The 16812-nt window shown below is 65.8% G+C and carries 14 protein-coding genes and 2 tRNA genes; 12 read left to right on the top strand and 4 right to left on the bottom strand.

What is annotated here, in order from left to right:
* The first annotated feature begins 13 nt into the window (after nucleotides 1-13).
* A complete protein-coding gene (locus OPV09_RS10995; RefSeq protein ID WP_338681652.1) occupies nucleotides 14-3772 on the top strand; it encodes an AAA family ATPase in 3759 nt (1252 codons plus the stop codon).
* A 4-nt stretch (nucleotides 3773-3776) separates the two neighbouring features.
* Here the strand turns inward: OPV09_RS10995 and OPV09_RS10990 are convergent, their stop codons facing one another.
* Complete coding sequence (locus OPV09_RS10990) at nucleotides 3777-3944, bottom strand: hypothetical protein (protein WP_166449232.1); 168 nt, start codon at nucleotides 3942-3944, stop codon at nucleotides 3777-3779.
* A gap of 177 nt (nucleotides 3945-4121) precedes the next feature.
* On the opposite strand from OPV09_RS10990, the gene OPV09_RS10985 reads away from it, so the two are divergent.
* The 5 genes from OPV09_RS10985 to OPV09_RS10965 all read left to right on the top strand — a co-directional run bounded on the left by OPV09_RS10985 (nucleotide 4122) and on the right by OPV09_RS10965 (nucleotide 6839).
* Nucleotides 4122-4331: a hypothetical protein gene (locus tag OPV09_RS10985; RefSeq protein WP_034755039.1), complete on the top strand. Its 210-nt coding sequence runs from the start codon at nucleotides 4122-4124 to the stop codon at nucleotides 4329-4331.
* A gap of 61 nt (nucleotides 4332-4392) precedes the next feature.
* Nucleotides 4393-5250, top strand: a complete 858-nt coding sequence (locus OPV09_RS10980) for a hypothetical protein (protein WP_338681650.1) — start codon at nucleotides 4393-4395, stop codon at nucleotides 5248-5250.
* 25 nt (nucleotides 5251-5275) lie between these two features.
* Nucleotides 5276-6487: a class I SAM-dependent methyltransferase gene (locus OPV09_RS10975; protein WP_338681649.1), complete on the top strand. Its 1212-nt coding sequence runs from the start codon at nucleotides 5276-5278 to the stop codon at nucleotides 6485-6487.
* 56 nt (nucleotides 6488-6543) lie between these two features.
* Nucleotides 6544-6620, top strand: a tRNA-Met gene (locus OPV09_RS10970).
* A 142-nt stretch (nucleotides 6621-6762) separates the two neighbouring features.
* Nucleotides 6763-6839: transfer RNA gene (locus OPV09_RS10965), tRNA-Met, on the top strand.
* 68 nt (nucleotides 6840-6907) lie between these two features.
* Here the strand turns inward: OPV09_RS10965 and OPV09_RS10960 are convergent.
* The gene (locus tag OPV09_RS10960; protein WP_338681647.1) at nucleotides 6908-7576 is read right to left on the bottom strand and encodes a hypothetical protein; all 669 of its coding nucleotides are present in this window, start codon (nucleotides 7574-7576) and stop codon (nucleotides 6908-6910) included.
* Nucleotides 7577-7804: 228 nt separating this feature from the next.
* Here OPV09_RS10960 and OPV09_RS10955 point away from each other — a divergent pair, with 228 nt between their 5' ends.
* From OPV09_RS10955 to dbpA, 6 genes are all read left to right on the top strand, one after another.
* Nucleotides 7805-8323, top strand: coding sequence for a sigma-70 family RNA polymerase sigma factor (locus tag OPV09_RS10955; RefSeq protein ID WP_338681645.1), 519 nt, complete (start codon nucleotides 7805-7807; stop codon nucleotides 8321-8323).
* 1 nt (nucleotide 8324) lies between these two features.
* Nucleotides 8325-9335: a FecR family protein gene (locus tag OPV09_RS10950; protein ID WP_338681643.1), complete on the top strand. Its 1011-nt coding sequence runs from the start codon at nucleotides 8325-8327 to the stop codon at nucleotides 9333-9335.
* A 102-nt stretch (nucleotides 9336-9437) separates the two neighbouring features.
* Nucleotides 9438-11933: a TonB-dependent siderophore receptor gene (locus OPV09_RS10945; RefSeq protein WP_338681641.1), complete on the top strand. Its 2496-nt coding sequence runs from the start codon at nucleotides 9438-9440 to the stop codon at nucleotides 11931-11933.
* Between the two features lie 105 nt (nucleotides 11934-12038).
* Complete coding sequence (locus tag OPV09_RS10940; protein ID WP_331777669.1) at nucleotides 12039-13703, top strand: acid phosphatase; 1665 nt, start codon at nucleotides 12039-12041, stop codon at nucleotides 13701-13703.
* A gap of 205 nt (nucleotides 13704-13908) precedes the next feature.
* Complete coding sequence (locus OPV09_RS10935) at nucleotides 13909-14145, top strand: hypothetical protein (RefSeq protein WP_034758223.1); 237 nt, start codon at nucleotides 13909-13911, stop codon at nucleotides 14143-14145.
* Between the two features lie 110 nt (nucleotides 14146-14255).
* Nucleotides 14256-15680 (top strand): ATP-dependent RNA helicase DbpA, encoded by a 1425-nt coding sequence (gene dbpA, locus OPV09_RS10930; RefSeq protein WP_338681640.1) that lies wholly within the window; start codon nucleotides 14256-14258, stop codon nucleotides 15678-15680.
* Here dbpA and OPV09_RS10925 read toward each other — a convergent pair.
* Both OPV09_RS10925 and OPV09_RS10920 read right to left on the bottom strand, forming a co-directional pair.
* Nucleotides 15667-16218 carry a hypothetical protein gene (locus OPV09_RS10925; protein WP_338681638.1) on the bottom strand — a complete coding sequence of 184 codons (552 nt, stop codon included), beginning with the start codon at nucleotides 16216-16218 and terminating at the stop codon, nucleotides 15667-15669. The genes dbpA and OPV09_RS10925 overlap by 14 nt on opposite strands.
* Entirely contained in the window at nucleotides 16211-16780 is a 570-nt protein-coding gene (locus tag OPV09_RS10920; protein ID WP_338681636.1) for a hypothetical protein, read from the bottom strand. Before OPV09_RS10920 ends, OPV09_RS10925 begins: the two co-directional genes overlap by 8 nt.
* Between the last annotated feature and the right edge of the window lie 32 nt (nucleotides 16781-16812).

Raw genomic sequence — 16812 nt, 5'->3', positions numbered from 1 at the left:
CAACTGAAGAACCATGAAAATACTGAACATCAGCGGCAAGAACCTGGCCTCGCTGGCCGGCGAATTTGAAGTCGACTTCCAACAGGAGCCGCTGGCGTCTTCCGGCCTGTTCGCCATCAGCGGCCCCACGGGCGCGGGCAAGAGCACCTTGCTCGACGCCTTGTGCCTGGCCCTGTACGACGCCACGCCGCGTTTGCTGAAAGTGCTGGGGCGGGGCAGCGCCCTGCCCGACGTGGGCAAGGAAACCGTCAATGCCCAGGATACGCGCACCCTGCTGCGGCGCGGCACGCCCGACGGTTACGCGCAAGTAGACTTCGTCGGCAACGACGGCGCCAGCTACCGCGCGCGCTGGAGCGTGCGCCGCTCGCGCACCAAGGCGGAAGGGGCGCTGCAGGCCACCGCCATGAGCTTGCACCAGCTGCCCGCGCTGCAGCCCATCGGCGGTACCAAGACGGAAGTCAAGGAAGAGATCGAAAAGCGCATCGGCCTGTCGTTCGACCAGTTTACGCGCGCCGTGCTGCTGGCGCAGAACGAGTTTTCCACCTTCCTCAAGACGGAAGACAATGAACGGGGCGAGTTGCTGGAAACCCTGACGGGCAGCAGCATCTATACCGACATTTCCATGCGCGCCTTCGAGCGGGCGAAAAAGGAAAAACAGGTCCTCGAACGCCTGGGCGAAAAACTGGCCGACCAGCGTCCCCTGTCGCCGGAAGAACGGGCCGATACCGAAACGCTGTGCGGCGCGGCCGAAACCACCCTGCACACCATCGACTTGCGCAAGGCCGTGCTGGAACTGCAGCAGCGCTGGCACCAGGAGACGCACAAGCTGCAAGCCCAGGTGGCGGCGGCGAAAGAGGCGCTCGATGGCGCGGATGCCGAACGGGCCGCTGCCGAAGCGCGCCGCACGGCGCTGGCGCAGTGGGAATTGCTGCAGCCGGCGCGGCCCCTGATCGACGACGTGGCGCGTCTGGCGAACGACATCGCCAGCACGGGCGCGGCCTTGGAAGCGTCGCGCGCGCAGGCGGCGCAGGCCGAGGCCAGCGAAACGCAACTGGCGCAGGCAGTACAACTGGCGGCAGCGGCCTTGCAGGCCAGGGAAGCGGCGCAACACGATGCGGCGCCCCTGCTCGACCAGGCCAAGGCGCTCGATGCAGGTATCCTGGCCCAGCTGCCCGCGCATGAGCAGGCAAAGCAAGCGGCGCAAGGTGCCGACCAGGCCAACGAGGCTGCGCGCGCCGCGCTGCACACGCTGCAGCAGCGCCAGCAGACCGCGCAGGCGGAACAGGAAGCGGGCAGTCAGTGGCTGGCATCGCACCAGCAGTGGCAGGCGCTGGCGCAATCGTGGCAATTATGGGATCAATTGTTTGCCCAGGCCGGGCAAGCGGCCGCGCAAGCCGATGCGGCCGACGCCAGCATGGCCGCATCGGCGCGGCAGGTGCGCCAGGCCCTTGACACCACGCAGGCGGCGCAAGATGCGCTGGCCAGCGCCGCTGCCGAACTGGCGCTGCGCGATGCCGAACGGCGCGAGGCGCTGGCGGCCGTGCAAGCCATCGATGGCCTGGGGCTGCAGGAACAGCGCGGCCAACTGGAAGCGCACGCGCGCATCTTGACCAGCGCGGAAAAAACCTGGAGCGAACTGGCACGCCAGCGGCAGGCGCTGGCGCACTGGCAAGCGAAGGCGGCCCAGCTGGCGCAGGCCGCGCAAACGGAAAGCACGGCACTGGCGGCGGAAGCGGCGCAAACGGCGCTGCTGGAGGCTCGCCTGGCGCAGGCGGAAAAATCGTTGAAGGGCGCCGAAGCGGCATGCGCGGCCAGCGTCGAGCAGCTGCGGGCCAATTTGCAGGACGAGCAGCCCTGCCCCGTCTGCGGCGCGCTGGAACACCCGTACAGCCACGCCGACGATGCCTTGCAGGCGATGCTGGCCAGCTTGCAGGATGACGTGCTGGCCTGCCGCACGCAGGTGCGCGGCAATCTGGAACGACTGGCCACGCACAAGGCGGCACTAGCCGCCCATATGCGCGAACGGGCGCAAACGGCGGAAGAACTATCTGCCCTGCCGCCCGCCATCGATAGCCTGAACGCACAGTGGCAACCGCATGCGGATACCTTGCAGCTGCCGCAGGAAGACGAGCGCACGGACTGGTTCACGCAGCAGCTGGCGGCCAATGCGGCAGGCTTGCAGGCGCTGGCGCAACAGGAGGCGGCGCTGCGCCAGGCCGGCGCGCAGCGCGAGCAGACGCAGGAGGCGCACGAACTGGCGTCCAGCGAGCACGCGCGCTGCACCAGCACCGTCGCCGATGCGCAAGCGCGGCTGGCGCAGTTGCAGGCGCAGCAAGCGGGCAACGCCGACAAGGGCGAGACGGCGCGCGCCGCGCTCGATGCCTTGCTGGCGCAGCTCGATGGCGCCTTTGCCGACGCCGACGGCGCCGAGGACTGGAAAGACAGCTGGCGCGCCGGCCCGGCCGCCTTCCGCGCGGCGCGTGAATCGGAAAGCCGGCAATGGCTGAAACAGCAGGCGGACCAGGACAAGCGCGGCCACGCGCTGGCGACCCTGGCCGCGCAACTGGAAGCGGCGCTGCTGGCCGCCGGCAAGGCGCGGCACACGGCGCAGGAAGCCCATGCCGCCTTTGCCGCCGCCGACAAACAGCGCACGGCGCTGCAAGCGCAGCGCAACGCGCTATGGCAGGGCCAGAGCGTGGCCGAGGTCGAGCGCAGCCTGGCAGCGGCCATCGCGCAGTCCAAAGAACAGCTGGCGCGGCAGCAAACGGCGGCGCAGTCGGCCAGCCAGCAACGCACGCGCCTCGACGAAGCGTGCGCGCAGTTGTCGCGGCGCCTGGCCGCCTTGCGCGAACAGGAACACGGCGCCGCCGCCGCCCTGCACGACTGGCTGCGCCAGTTCCAGGAAGCCCATCCGGCCCAAGCTCCCGCCGACATGGCCGGCTTGCGCGCGCGACTGGCCATCGCGCCGGACGCCATGCGCGCCGAACGCGACGCCCTGCAAGTGATCGCCGACCGCCACACGGCAGCCGTCTCCGTGCTGGCCGAACGCCAGCAGCAGCTGGCCGCGCATGTGCAGCAGCCGCCGCAGGCGCTGGAAATGGACGTGGCCGCGCTGCAGGCGGCGCTCGGCGCCCTGCTGCAGGAACGCCAGGCGGCCAACGAGGAAGCGACGCGCTTGCGCCTGGCCATCGCGCAGGACGACGCCCGGCGCCACAGCGCGCAAGCGATGCTGGCGCAAATCGAGGCGCAAGCCGTCATCGAGCGGCGCTGGGCCAGCCTGAATGAATTGATCGGCTCGGCCGACGGCAAGAAATTCCGTAACTACGCGCAGCAATTCACCCTGGAAGTGCTGCTCGGCTATGCCAACGCCCACCTGAACCACCTGGCGCGCCGCTACCAGCTGGAACGCATCGACAACCCGAACAATCCGTCGCTGGGCCTGATGGTGCGCGACCAGGACATGGGCGGCGAGCTGCGCTCCGTGCACTCGCTGTCGGGCGGCGAATCGTTCCTCGTCTCGCTGGCCCTGGCGCTGGGCCTGGCCTCGCTGTCCTCGAACCGCGTGCGCGTGGAATCGCTGTTCATCGACGAGGGCTTCGGCAGCCTGGACACGGAAACCCTGCGCGTGGCCATGGATGCGCTCGACGGCTTGCAAGCGATGGGCCGCAAGGTGGGCGTCATCTCGCACGTACAGGAAATGACGGAACGCATCGCCACCCGCATCCTCGTGCAGCCGGGGTCCGGCGGTAAGAGCGTGGTGACGGTGCGTTAGGTCGCTAACGGCTGGCCGGCTCCCGGCACAATCTGAGCATATCCCAGCCCAGCTCGCGGCGGATCTGCTCGGGGTCGGGCGGCGGCCGGCGCTGTTCCAGCTCCGCTTTCAGCCACTTCCTGACCAGCTCCTTGGCGGGCTGTGCAGGCTTTTCCTTGTCATGCTTGTCCATGGTGCTACCTCGTCAATGGATGCCAGATGGCCTCCGTAGTGTCTCAACGTGATAGACCGGATTCAGTTGACTTCAGCGTGGCGCAGTTGCAACAGTATGTAACGGCAGGCGGAGTGGGTTAAAATCGCCGCCTTCGCGCAGCTACCGCCTGCGCCCCGCAACAGTTCAAGGAACCCCATGAAAGCCGCCCGCAGCCTCACCTTCAAGTGCGTCAAATGTCACAAATCCATGCAGGTCTACCTGCAAAAAGTCTCCGCCTGCTCGCATATCCAGCCGTACCAGGGCATTTGCGCATGTGGCGAACTCAAACGCCACGCTACGGGCCAGGCCGATGCCGTCAAGTCCTACCTGGAATCGGCGGACGGTAGCTGGTCGCACCACCACTAATGGTTAAAGAATGGGCGTAGAACGCCGTTAATAACGGTACTTCGCTCATTGAGAAATCGCCATGTCCCAGCTTCCCGCCCTCGCCAGCCGTCAACCCGCCTCGAATACGCTGGCTGGCCAGCAGCCGTCCCGCACGGGCAACAGCGCCACGGGCCTGGCCGGCTCACCCCTGATGCAGCGCACGGCGCAAGACGTCGTGGCCCTGTCGAAGAATGGCCTGGACCTGTCGGCCAAGGGGCTGTCGCAACGTACCGATGCGCTGGGCAACGCCACCGTCGACGTGGCGCAGGATTTTCTGAGCAACATGACGCGCCAGCTGTTCGGCGACGGCGCCACCATTGCCTTCGATTCCGTCGATCTGCAGGCGGGAGCCAGTTTCAGCAGCGACAGCGCCAGTGTTTCGGGCCCCAATGGCAGCAGCCGCGCGGCCGCCTTCAGCCTCGATGAAAACGCGCATTTCATCGGCAAGGGCAAGATCACGACGGCCGACGGCCAGACCTTCGACTTTGAAGTGGAAGTGCAATATCAATCGAATATCAGCGCGGGCGTGCTTGAGCAAACCCAAAACGAAACGCCGGAAGCCCCGGCATCCGATGACGGTGCCCTGCCCGCCAAACAGTTGCCCGACACGCATTTCGCCGGCAATCTGCACGACCTGTTCAAGCTGCTGGGCCAGCAATTGCAAAGCAATCTCTATCAGGGCATGTCCGACGGCGCCAGCGCCAGCGGCAACGATGGCGACCTGGCGGGCAGCCTGAGCTTGCGCTTGCTCAAGCTGGTGCAGCCGGACGCGGTGGCCGACGCCGGCAAGAAAATCGTGGAAGCCACGCCGGAAGACCAGGCGCGCGCCCGCGCGCTGGCGCTCGCCTATGGCACGGACAGCGCCGGCAGCACAGACGGCACGGCCAGCAACGTATAATGGAAGACGGCCTGCGCAGGCGACCATGCCGCGCGCCCCCTTCTATCGATTGAATCCCATGTCCGACACCTCTTCACCTACCGTTCATCCGCAGATCCACTGGAGCGAAAACGGCGCCGAACACGCGGCCCGCTGGCGCTCGGAAAGCGGCATGCCGCCGCCCAAGCGCGTCGTCATCGCCGATGACCGCACGACGGCCGACCAGGCTTACCGCCTGGCCTGCGAAGGCACGGCCATGCTGTGGCGCGGCGACTTCCAGAACGCGCGCCAACTGCTGCAGGCACTGGCGCGGCGCGCCGACCACAAGAACGACAAGCCAAGCAAGAAGGCCAAGGCCGCCAAATTGGCCAAGCCGGAACCGACCGCCACGGAAGCGTTCCATCTGCACCGCCAGGCCCAGTCGCAGCGCGCCCGCACCCTGGCCATGCTGCTGCTGCCCTTCGATGCCGACTACACGATCCCGCTGCGCCGCGCGCCGGACGTGAAACTGGCGTGCAATGAAGCGTATGGCCGCGGCGAAGAGCCGTTTATCGCCTCCTTGCGCGAACTGCTGGGCCTGATCGGCGCGCACGAATGGCGCCGCACGGGCGTGGAACTGCCGGCCCTGGGCCAGCGCATCCATCCGCACTACGGCGTGTTCGCGCCGATCCGCGGCGAATACGTGGGCCTGGTGGCGGAAGCGCCGCTGCCCGCGCGCGCCAGCCTGGCCTTCGACATCGGCACCGGCACGGGCGTGCTGGCCGCCGTGCTGGCGCAGCGCGGCGTCGCCCGCATCGTTGCCACCGACCAGGACCCGCGCGCCCTGTCCTGCGCGCGCGAAAACCTGGCCCGCCTCGATGTGGCCGACAAGGTCGAGGTGGTGCAGGCCGACCTGTTCCCCGCCGGCCGCGCGCCGCTCGTCGTGTGCAATCCGCCATGGCTGCCGGCCCGTCCCAGCTCGCCGATCGAATACGCCGTCTACGATCCGGACAGCCGCATGCTGCGCGGCTTCCTCGCCGGCCTGGCCGACCACCTGGAGCCAAACGGCGAAGGCTGGCTGATCCTGTCGGACCTGGCCGAGCACCTGGGCTTGCGCCCGCGCGCGCAATTGCTCGAGTGGATACAACAGGCGGGCTTGAAAGTCATCGACCGCCTGGACGTGAAACCCACGCACCCGCGCGCACAGGACGCCACCGACAGCCTGCATGCGGCCCGTTCGAAGGAAGTCACGTCGCTGTGGCGCCTGGCGGCGGCGTAATCGGGGGTCTAAAACCCGGCCATTGCGCATTGCAGCAAACCCCGCTATAATTCGCCTGCGGGGTGGAGCAGTCTGGCAGCTCGTCGGGCTCATAACCCGAAGGTCACAGGTTCAAATCCTGTCCCCGCAACCAATATATAAAAGCCGCTGATTCTGCAAAGGGATCGGCGGCTTTTTCCATTGCGGCGCAGCATGCCTACCGCCCTCATGCAAAGCAAATGCCCTTCGTGTCAATCCGCTCTTTCGCAATGCAACAAACTCGGTTATAATTCGCCTGCGGGGTGGAGCAGTCTGGCAGCTCGTCGGGCTCATAACCCGAAGGTCACAGGTTCAAATCCTGTCCCCGCAACCAATACATAAAAACCGCTGATTCCTGCAAGGGAGTCAGCGGTTTTTTTCATTCCGGGTCAGGCCCGCTTTTTACACGGCGACGCTGGCCCTGATCTGCCTGGCCGCCGCGTGCAGGCTGGCCGCCACTCTTTCCAGCTTGTCGGCGCCCGCCGTTTCGGACAGGGCGGCAAAGGCGCTGATATGAAACGTCGCTACCATGGCTGGCGACACTTCGAGCTCGAGCGCCGTCTTGCTCAACTCCGTCGACGCCTCAAGATAGGGCTCGCTGCCCGCCTCGAACGCCTGCTTGGTTTCCAGCAATTCCTGGCCGCCTTCGGCCTTGGCCAGGCAGGCATCGACTTTTTGCTGGAAGGCCGGCAAGGTGTCGCGCACGGGGCCGGGCTCAGGCGCCGCTTCCGGTTCCGGTTCCACTGGCGCAGGCGTGGCTGCGGCCGGCTTGCCCGCCGCCGGTATGTCGCGCATCGTCAGCCAGCGCTCGACGGCGAGGAAATCGGCAAACGGCTCGGCCACCTTGGGGTTCATCAGCCAGACTTCGCCCGTGCGCCAGTCGATCCGGGCGCCGCGCTCGTTTCTGGCCAACAGAATATCCTTGCCGCCATCGGGGTTCGACACCCGGCCGATATCGAGCCAGTTCATCAATTCCGCCTGGCGCGACATCGCGTTGACCCGATGAAAATAGGCCAGCCATAAAAATCTGGCGACCAATAGAATCAGGGCACCGCCAACCATCCACATCATTTTTCGCTCCGCTCCGCACCACATCGACAAGCCGCATTTTCTCACATGAAAGCTTGCGCTAAGGAAACTTTTACATCTACCGTGTGCAGGCGCAAATCCGGCACAGCGCGTGGCCCGGGCGCGCAGTCGCATTTCAGCAACGCCGCGTTTTCCTGATTGCCTGGCGCGCGCCGCTGCGTTATTATGAGAACAATTCTCATTTAGATTAAGCTATCCCGCCCTCTTCGCATGCTGTCCGCCCCTTCCCCTCCGTCCGACTTCCAGGCCCTGTATGCCGAGCACCATTCCTGGCTGCTGCACTGGCTGAAGCGCCGCCTGCACGATGCGGGGCTGGCCGGCGACCTGGCGCAGGATACCTTCATCAAGATCTTCGTTGCGCGCAGCAGTGCCGGGATCGCGCAGCCACGCCCTTTCCTGGCCACCATCGCGAAGCGCCTGCTGGCCAACCACTGCCGGCGCGAAGAACTCGAACGGGCTTACCTCGACGCCCTGCTGCACCAGCCGCAAGCGAGCACGCCGTCGCCGGAAGCGATGTCCATCCTGCTCGAATCGCTGCAGCTGGTCGACCGCGCGCTGGACCAGCTGTCCGCCAAGGCCAGGGCCGCTTTCCTGCTGGCACACCTGGACGGCATGACCTACGCCGAGATCGCCGCCGAACTGGACACCACCACGCATTCCGTCAAAAAATACCTGAGCAAGGCCAACCTGCTATGCTTTTTTGCCGTGCCCGATTTTGCCGCGTCCTGACATGCGCGGCGCCACCGTCTACGCACAGGGCCAGCCCATCGACCTGGCCATCGCCATGCAGGCAGCCGAATGGCTGGCCACCCTGATGAGCGGCGAAACGACGCCGGCGGAAAAAACGGCCTGGCAGCAGTGGCGCCAGGCGCACCCCGACCATGAACGGGCGTGGAAACACATCGAAAGCGTCAGCGGCAGCTTGCGCGAACTCGATGCGCAGGCCAGCCGCACAGCGTTGACACAGCGCTCCCGCCCTGCCTCGACCATCTCGCGCCGCCGCAGCCTGCAGTTGCTGGCGTGGGTATCGGCCATCGGCCTCACGGGCTGGTTCGGCGCGCGCTCGCAATATGCGCCCGACATGGCCCGCGCCGCGCTGGCCGACCTGTCCACCGGCGTGGGCGAACGCCGCGAACTGACCCTGCCCGACGGCAGCCGTCTGCACCTGAACAGCGGCAGCGCCGTCAACATCCGCTACACGGGCACGCAGCGCCTGCTGCAACTGGTGCAGGGCGAAGTGTTCATCGCCACGGCCCGCGAAACGGGCATGCCCTACCGCCCCTTCCTCGTCGAAACGGCGCAAGGCCACGCGCAGGCGCTGGGCACGCGCTACTCGGTGCGCCAGGCGGACGGCAGCACCCTGGTCGCCGTCGAGGAAGGCGCCGTGCGGCTGATGCCGCGCCATGGCAACGCCAGCCCGGTGCTCCGCGCGGGCCAGGGCGGCGGCATGACGGCGCAGAATACCTTGCCCGCGCACGCCGTCTCACCCGATGTCTGGGCCTGGCGCCAGGGTTTGCTGCTGGCCGACGCCATGCCGCTGCGCGACTTTCTGCATGAACTGAGCCGCTACCGCCACGGCTTGCTGGGCTGCGACGACGCCGTCGCCGGCCTGCGCATCTCCGGCGTCTTCCCGCTGGCCGACCTGGATGCCGTGGTGCTGTCGCTGCCCGACTCCCTGCCCGTGGACGTGCGCCTGCGCACGCGCTACTGGGTGCAGGTCGAGGCGCGCCAGCCGCGCTGAAAATATATTTTGACGCCGGCGCAAAAAAAAGTACCCGCTTCCGATTCTCGCGTGACCTGTGTAGGCAACGTTCTTTTTTGACGACTACACCACAAGGTAACCATGTCTCCTGCCATTCATTCCAAGCCGCGTATCAAACCCATGGCGTATGCCATCGAGCTCGTCTTCATCGGTTCGGCCCTGCTGCTGAACGTCCAGACGCCAGCCCTGGCGCAGGAAAGCGCGGCCGCCGCTGCGGCCAGCCTCGACTTCCAGGTGCCGGCCGGCGACCTGGCCACGGCGCTGCGCCAGGTCGCCAGCCAGTCGCGTGTCATCCTCAGTTTCACGCCGGAGCAGACGCGCGGCAAGACCTCGGCCGGCTTGAGCGGCCGCCACGACGTGCTGGCCGCCCTGAACGGCGTGCTACGCGGCACGGGCCTGAAGGCCGAGCGCAGCGCCAACGGCAGCTATGTGCTGCGCCCGGCCGATGCGGCGGCGGGTGGCGAAGCGATGGCGATGATGCCGGAAGTATCGGTCAAGGCGCAGCAGGATGCGACGGAAGGCTCGGGCGCGTATGTCTCCACCCTGCCGATCGCCACGGCCACGCCGCTGGGCCTGTCGGTCAGGGAAACGCCGCAGTCGGTCAGCGTCATCACGCAGCAACGCATGCAGGACCAGGGCTTGAACACGATCGCGCAAGTGATGGCGCAGACGCCGGGCATCACCCTGTTCTCGCTGGGCAGCGAACGCACGGGCTTTACTTCGCGCGGCTATTCGATCACCAATTACCAGCTCGATGGCGTCAGCACGCATTCGGAAAACCTGGGCCTCAATGCGATACCGTCGCAAAGCCTGGCCGACATGGCGCTGTACGACCGCATCGAAGTGCTGCGCGGCGCCTCGGGCCTGATGACGGGCGCGGGCGACGCGTCGGGCGCCATCAACATGGTGCGCAAGAAGCCGACGGCGCAGTTCCAGGCCTCCGTCGAGGGCGAGCTGGCTTCCTACGATGAGCGGCGCGCCATGGCCGACGTCTCGGGTCCGCTGAACGAGACTGGCAGCGTGCGCGGCCGCCTGGTGACGGTGTACGAAGAAGGCGACAGCATCATCGACGGCTACAGCCGCGACAAGAAAGTGGTCTATGGCGTGGTCGAGGCGGACCTGTCACGCGACACGAAGCTGACGGCCGGCGTCACGCACCAGCGCAAGCGCTCGAACGGATCCTTGTCCTACCTGGGATTCCCCCTGTTCTACAGCAATGGCGTCATGACGGACCTGCCACGCTCTTTCAGCCCGGCCGCCAAGTCGAACCGCTTCGACACCAATTCGACCGACCTCTTCGCCACCGTGGAGCACGCGCTGGCCAACGACTGGAAGCTGAAAATCTCGGCCAACCGCGTGCAATCGTCGCAGGAAGAACGCGCCGTCTACCTGAGCGTGAGTGGCGGCTTTCCCGACCAGGCCACGGGCGATGGCCTGAGCTTGAACGCCGACTACCGCGACTACCAGCTTCAGGTCAACAGCGTGGACGTCAATGTGCGCGGGCCGTTCAGCGCATTCGGCCGCCAGCACGAGCTGGTGCTGGGCATGGACTACAGCGAATTTCAAAGCACGACCGATGGCCGTTTCGACCGGGGCGTCGAAAACACGCCAGTCAACCTGTACCGCTGGAATCGCACGGCAACGCCCGTGTTTGGCGGTACCACCGTTATCTACGACAGCACGCGCCGCCAGGCCAGCGCCTACGCGGCCAGCCGCTTCAACCTCTCCGAACACCTGAAACTGATCGCCGGCGCCAAGGTGCTGCGCTACAGCGAGAACTACATCTCGGACGCGCCGTCCGTGAATTTTTACAGCGCGTCCCCGGCCTCGGAGAGCCGTGTCTTCACGCCGTATGGCGGCCTCGTATTCGACATCGACGGCACGCACAGCGCCTACGCCAGCTACTCCACCATCTACCAGCCGCAAGCATCGCAAGACCGCTACGGCAAGCTGCTGGCGCCGCGCGAGGGCAAGACCTTTGAAGCGGGCATCAAGAGCGGCTGGCTCGATGGCCGCCTGAACACCTCTGCCGCGCTGTACCAGATCCGCCAGAGCAATCTGTCCGAATCGGACCCCGGCTACACCGTGCCTGGCACGAACAATCCTGCCAACCGCGCCATCAAGGGCGCCAAGACCCAGGGCGTGGACGTTGAAGCGACGGGCGCCATCACGCCGGACTGGAATATTTCGGCATCGTGGTCGTACAGCCAGACGGAAAACAATGCCGGCAAGGCCATCCTGACCACCTTCCCGCGCCACCTGGTGAAACTGTGGACCACCTACCGCCTGCCCGGCGACCTGAATCGCCTGACCATCGGCGGCGGCGTGAACTGGCAAAGCCGCGTGTATTCGGACATCGACGCGTGGCAGATCAATAGCACCATGCACTGGGAACAGAAGGCGTACTCGGTGGCCAGCCTGATGGCGCGCTACGACGTCAACGACAAGCTGTCTGCCACCGTCAACGTGGCCAACCTGTTCGACAAAAAATACACGGCGTCCGTGTCAGACTGGTGGTACTCAGGCATGTATGGTCCGGCGCGCAAGGTGGCGCTGAGCGTGCGCTACCAGTTCTAGTATTTCACACCGGCGCAGGGCCGGTGATACAATTTTCCCGCTTCACGGGCGTTGCCGGCGATTGCCGCCAACGCCCGTGCCCATAGAGACACCCAAGGAGAATGTGTGAAGGACCTCGCCACCGCCCTGCCAGCCGATCCGGCCGACCAACCCGCCAATCCCTCGCGCCGGCGCATTTTCCAGGCTGCTTCCGCAGTCGGCCTGGCCGCCAGCCTGCCGGCGCTGGCCGACGCCGCGCCCGCCAAAAAGACCATCGCCAAGGGTTCGCTCGACGCGAAACTCAAGGCGCACGTCAAGAACGTGGTCGTGATCTACCTGGAAAACCGCAGCTTCAACAACCTGTTCGCCAACTTCCCCGGCACCAGCGCGCCCCTGTCCGCCGTCACGGCGGAACAGGCGCAGCAGCTGGACCGCGACGGCAAGCCGCTGGCCACGCTGCCGAAGATCTGGGGCGGCCTCGTGCCGAACCAGCAAAATATCGGCGGCACCGATTACCTGATCAAGGAAGACCAGATTTCCGGCCTGCCCAACGCGCCCTACAAATTGAGCGACGCGGCCGGCAAGCCCCTGCCCGAGAGCATCATCACGCGCGACCTCGTGCACCGCTTCTATAACAACCAGATGCAGATCAACGGCGGCAAGAACGACGGCTTTGCCGCGTGGGCCGACAGCGGCGGCCTGGTGATGGGCCATTACGGCGAAACGTCGAAAAACCTGAACCTGTGGCAGATCGCCGAGCAATACACGCTGTGCGACAACTTCTTCATGGCAGCCTTCGGCGGCTCCTACATGAACCACCAGTTCCTGGTGACCGGCCGCGCCAACGAATACTTCAACGCGGCCGAAACGGCGGCGAAGAAAAAGATCGCCGTACTGTCCGACGGCCCGCAAGGCGTGCGCCTGGCGATCTCGCCCGACTGCCCCGCCTCCGCGCTGGACGGCAAGCCGAAATATGTGAACGACGGCGCCATCACGCCGGACGGCTATGCCGTCAACACCATGGCCCCGCCATATCAACCGAGCTACATCCGCCCCGCCTTCGACGGCGACCCGCTGCATGCCGACCCGGCCGACGCGAACACCCTGCCGCCGCAAACCTATGACACCATCGGCGACCTGCTGTCGCGCAAGGGCGTCAGCTGGGCGTGGTATGGCGGCGGCTGGCAAGCGGCGCTCGACCAAAAAGGCGGCGGCAGCAAGCCGAACTTCCAGTTCCACCACCAGCCACTAAACTACTTCAAGCAGTTCGCGCCAGGCACGGCTGCGCGCGCCGAGCACCTGCGCGACGGCGGCACAGGCGACAGCCCGATCTCGAACAAATTCCTCGCCGCCGCCGTGGCGGGCAAGCTGCCGGCCGTGACCTTCTACAAGCCGCAGGGCAATCTGAACCTGCACGCCGGCTATTCCGATATCGAATCGGGCGACCAGCACGTGGCCAACGTCATCCAGCATTTAAAGGAATCGCCGCAGTGGAAGGACATGATCGTCGTGATCACCTTCGATGAAAACGGCGGCTGGTGGGATCACGTGGCGCCGCCGAAAGGCGACCGCTGGGGTCCGGGCACGCGCATTCCCGCCATCGTCGTCTCGCCGTACGCGAAGAAAGGCGCCGTCGACCACAGTTTTTATGACACGACGTCGATCCTGCGCCTGATCACGCGCCTGCACGACCTGCCGCTGCTCGAAGGCCTGAAAGTGCGCAACGACGCCTTTGCGTCGCGCGGCGCGCTGCCGCCGGGCGACCTGACGGGCGCTCTGAGCTTCCGCTAAGCCACCCACAATGCGGCACGCCTGTGATACACTGCGTGCCGCACTTAAATCCGCAGGACAGGTATTCCTGACGGTTGTTCCAACAATGAGCCCGACTCCAGTAGCCGGGCTTTTGTTTTGTGGATGAAGTTAAAGCGTATAGACATAGGCGGGCAGCACCTTGCCCGCCCCCTGGCTTTCGCAAGCCAGGGAAAGAGGTTAGCAAATGAGAGATAAAAAAGACAACGCCACCATCGACTTGCCCGGTTTCGGCCCGCCGCCAGCGCACGAGGCGCCTGAGCCGGCGCCGGAACCGCAACGCCGCACGCGCGCGCGCAAGGTGGCTTTGAAGCAGGTGCAGCTCGAATTGCTGGAGCCGACCGACGCCACGGGCTTGCCCGTATGGACGCGCGACGCCGGCCTCGATCTGACCGGCTTGCCCATCTGGGCGCCCGACAACTAGTACCCCAACGCCGGCGGCCGTTTGCCGCCAGCTTCCACAACCATCCGCACAAGGGCGTATAACGCCTGTAGACTGTGCCCATCCACCCGCTTTTTACCGGCTCCGCCCTTATGAACACCACATCCGCCACCACTTCTTTTTCCAGCCTGCCGCTGACGCCCGCCTTCCTGGCCAACCTGGATTCGCTCGGCTACCACGAGATGACGACCATCCAGGCGCAAAGCCTGCCGGCGGTACTCGATGGCCGCGACCTGATCGCCCAGGCGAAAACGGGCAGCGGCAAGACGGCCGCCTTCGGCATCGGCATCCTGCACAAGCTCAATCCGGCCTGGTTTGCCGTGCAGGGCCTGGTGCTGTGCCCCACGCGCGAACTGGCCGACCAGGTGGCCAATGAGCTGCGCCGCCTGGCCCGCGCGGCTGGCAACATCAAGATCCTGACCCTGACGGGCGGCGCGCCGATGCGCCCGCAAATCGCCTCGCTGGAACACGGCGCGCACATCGTCGTCGGCACGCCGGGCCGTTTGCGCGACCACCTGGGCCGCGGCACCATCAACCTGAATCACGTGCAAACCTTGGTGCTCGATGAAGCGGACCGCATGACGGACATGGGCTTTTACGAAGAAATCGCCGGCATCGTCAGCGCCTGCCCCGTACGCCGCCAGACCCTGCTGTTCTCGGCCACTTACCCGGAAGATATCCGCCGCGCCACGGCGTCGTTCCTCGTCAATCCGCTGGAAGTGACGGTCGAGGCGCAGCACGACAACGACAAGATCGAGCAGCGCTTCTATGAAATCGGCTTCGACGAGCGCAATAGCGCCGTTGGCAAACTGCTCAAGCACTTCAAGCCGGAATCCACGCTGGCCTTCTGCAACACCAAGGTGCATTGCCGCGAGCTGGCCGACGAACTGCGCCAGCAAGGCTTTTCCGCGCTGGCCCTGTACGGCGAGCTGGAACAGCGCGAGCGCGATGAAATCCTCGTGCTGTTCGCCAACCGCAGCTGCTCCGTGCTGGTGGCCACCGACGTGGCCGCGCGCGGCCTCGATATTTCCGACCTGGGCGCCGTGATCAACGTCGACGTGTCGAAGGACACGGAAGTGCACATCCACCGCATCGGCCGCACGGGCCGCGGCAGCAAGAAGGGCCTGGCCCTGTCGCTGTGCGCACCGAACGAGAAAAAATGGGTCAAGCTGATCGAGCAATACCAGAACAGCGCTGCCGAATGGCACGACCTGAAGGAACTGGCGGAAGATGACGGCATGGAGGCGCTGCCGGCGCCGATGGTCACCCTGTGCATCATGGGCGGCAAGAAAGACAAGCTGCGCCCGGGCGACTTGCTGGGCGCGCTGACGGGCGACGCTGGCCTCACCAAGGAGCAGGTGGGCAAGATCAACGTGTTCGAGTTCATGACCTACGTGGCGCTGGACCGCAAGGTGGCCGAAGCGGCCTTCAAGCGCCTCAACGCCGGTAACTCCCTTGGCCGCGACTTCGGCAATATCAAGGGCCGCAGCTTCAAGATGCGCTTTATCGAGGCGTAAGCTGCTGCAATGCACGCAGGGCCGCCATGGTCCTGCGTCCCGGGTAGCTATCCCACGCGGGATGGCGCCGGCGGTAGTAGCAGCTCCAGTAACTGATCGTGCGCCGCTCCAGCGTGTCCACATAGGCGGGGTTCTCCCGCAGGTAGCGCGCCAGCGCCTGCGTATTCCAGGCCGGCAGCGCCGCGCCAATTATCTCGACAATCTCCAGCACGTATTCGCCGCACAGGTGCACGACGAACGGCACCGTCCACGCCCGCTCCTGCAGCAACAGCTGCCTTGCACACGCTTCGCGCACATGGCCGTCATGGTGGCGCGCGCCCAGGCACAGGGCGATCACGCCCGCGTCGCCGGGCAGCCGCGTACAAGCCAGCAGCCGCTCGCTATCGTAATACGTGCGCGTCGGGATCAGCAAAGTCTCGCCATCCTGGCATACCGAAAACGACCGAACGGGCGCATGCAACTGGCCATATGCCAGCGCAGGCAACAGCTGCGCCACAGTGCCTGCCAGTGCGGCCGGAAAAGCGTCCGCTTCAGCCATCGCGAGCTTCCTTGCAGACCTTGCGCACGCCCAGCGCAGGCTGGTCCACCTTTTCAAAGATCACATTCGAATACCATTCAGCAGGATCGCCTTCGGTGGGCTTGCCCAGCGAGATATAAAAGCCGCCATGCGTGAATAGAGCCGTGGTTTCCTTGCCCGGCCTGGCCCCCTGCAGGAAGGCGGGCCAGGCCGCCCTGTCGACAGGTGTAAAACGCGCCGACAGCAGCGCCAGCAAGCGCGCATGGGTGGCCGGCGCATACGGGAACAGATACAGGTATTCAACCAGTTCACCGCCATCGGCCAGGCGCGTGACGGCGGATGTCGCCGCCTCCACTTCACTGCCAAAACGGCACAGCACCCCGCCGCTGTAGGCAAAATCGATGACGGTCGCCGGCGCGCACGCCTGCCGTTCGCGGTCGATGCCGACGGGCGGCAGCGCGCGCACTTGCGCCAGCAGCGTTTCGCTGGAAGTGGCCAGCGCGGGAAAGCCCGGGCATTCGCTGGCCGCCCGGGCGGCAGAAAAAGCAAGGCAACAACTCAATAGCAGCAAACGGCGCTTCACGGCATCTCCAGTGTCATCAAGCGGCCATTATG

The organism is Janthinobacterium sp. TB1-E2 (assembly GCF_036885605.1).
Taxonomy (GTDB): domain Bacteria; phylum Pseudomonadota; class Gammaproteobacteria; order Burkholderiales; family Burkholderiaceae_D; genus Janthinobacterium; species Janthinobacterium aestuarii.
The sequence above is the reverse complement of the archived record's forward strand: the minus strand, read 5'-3'. Positions and strand labels throughout refer to the sequence as shown.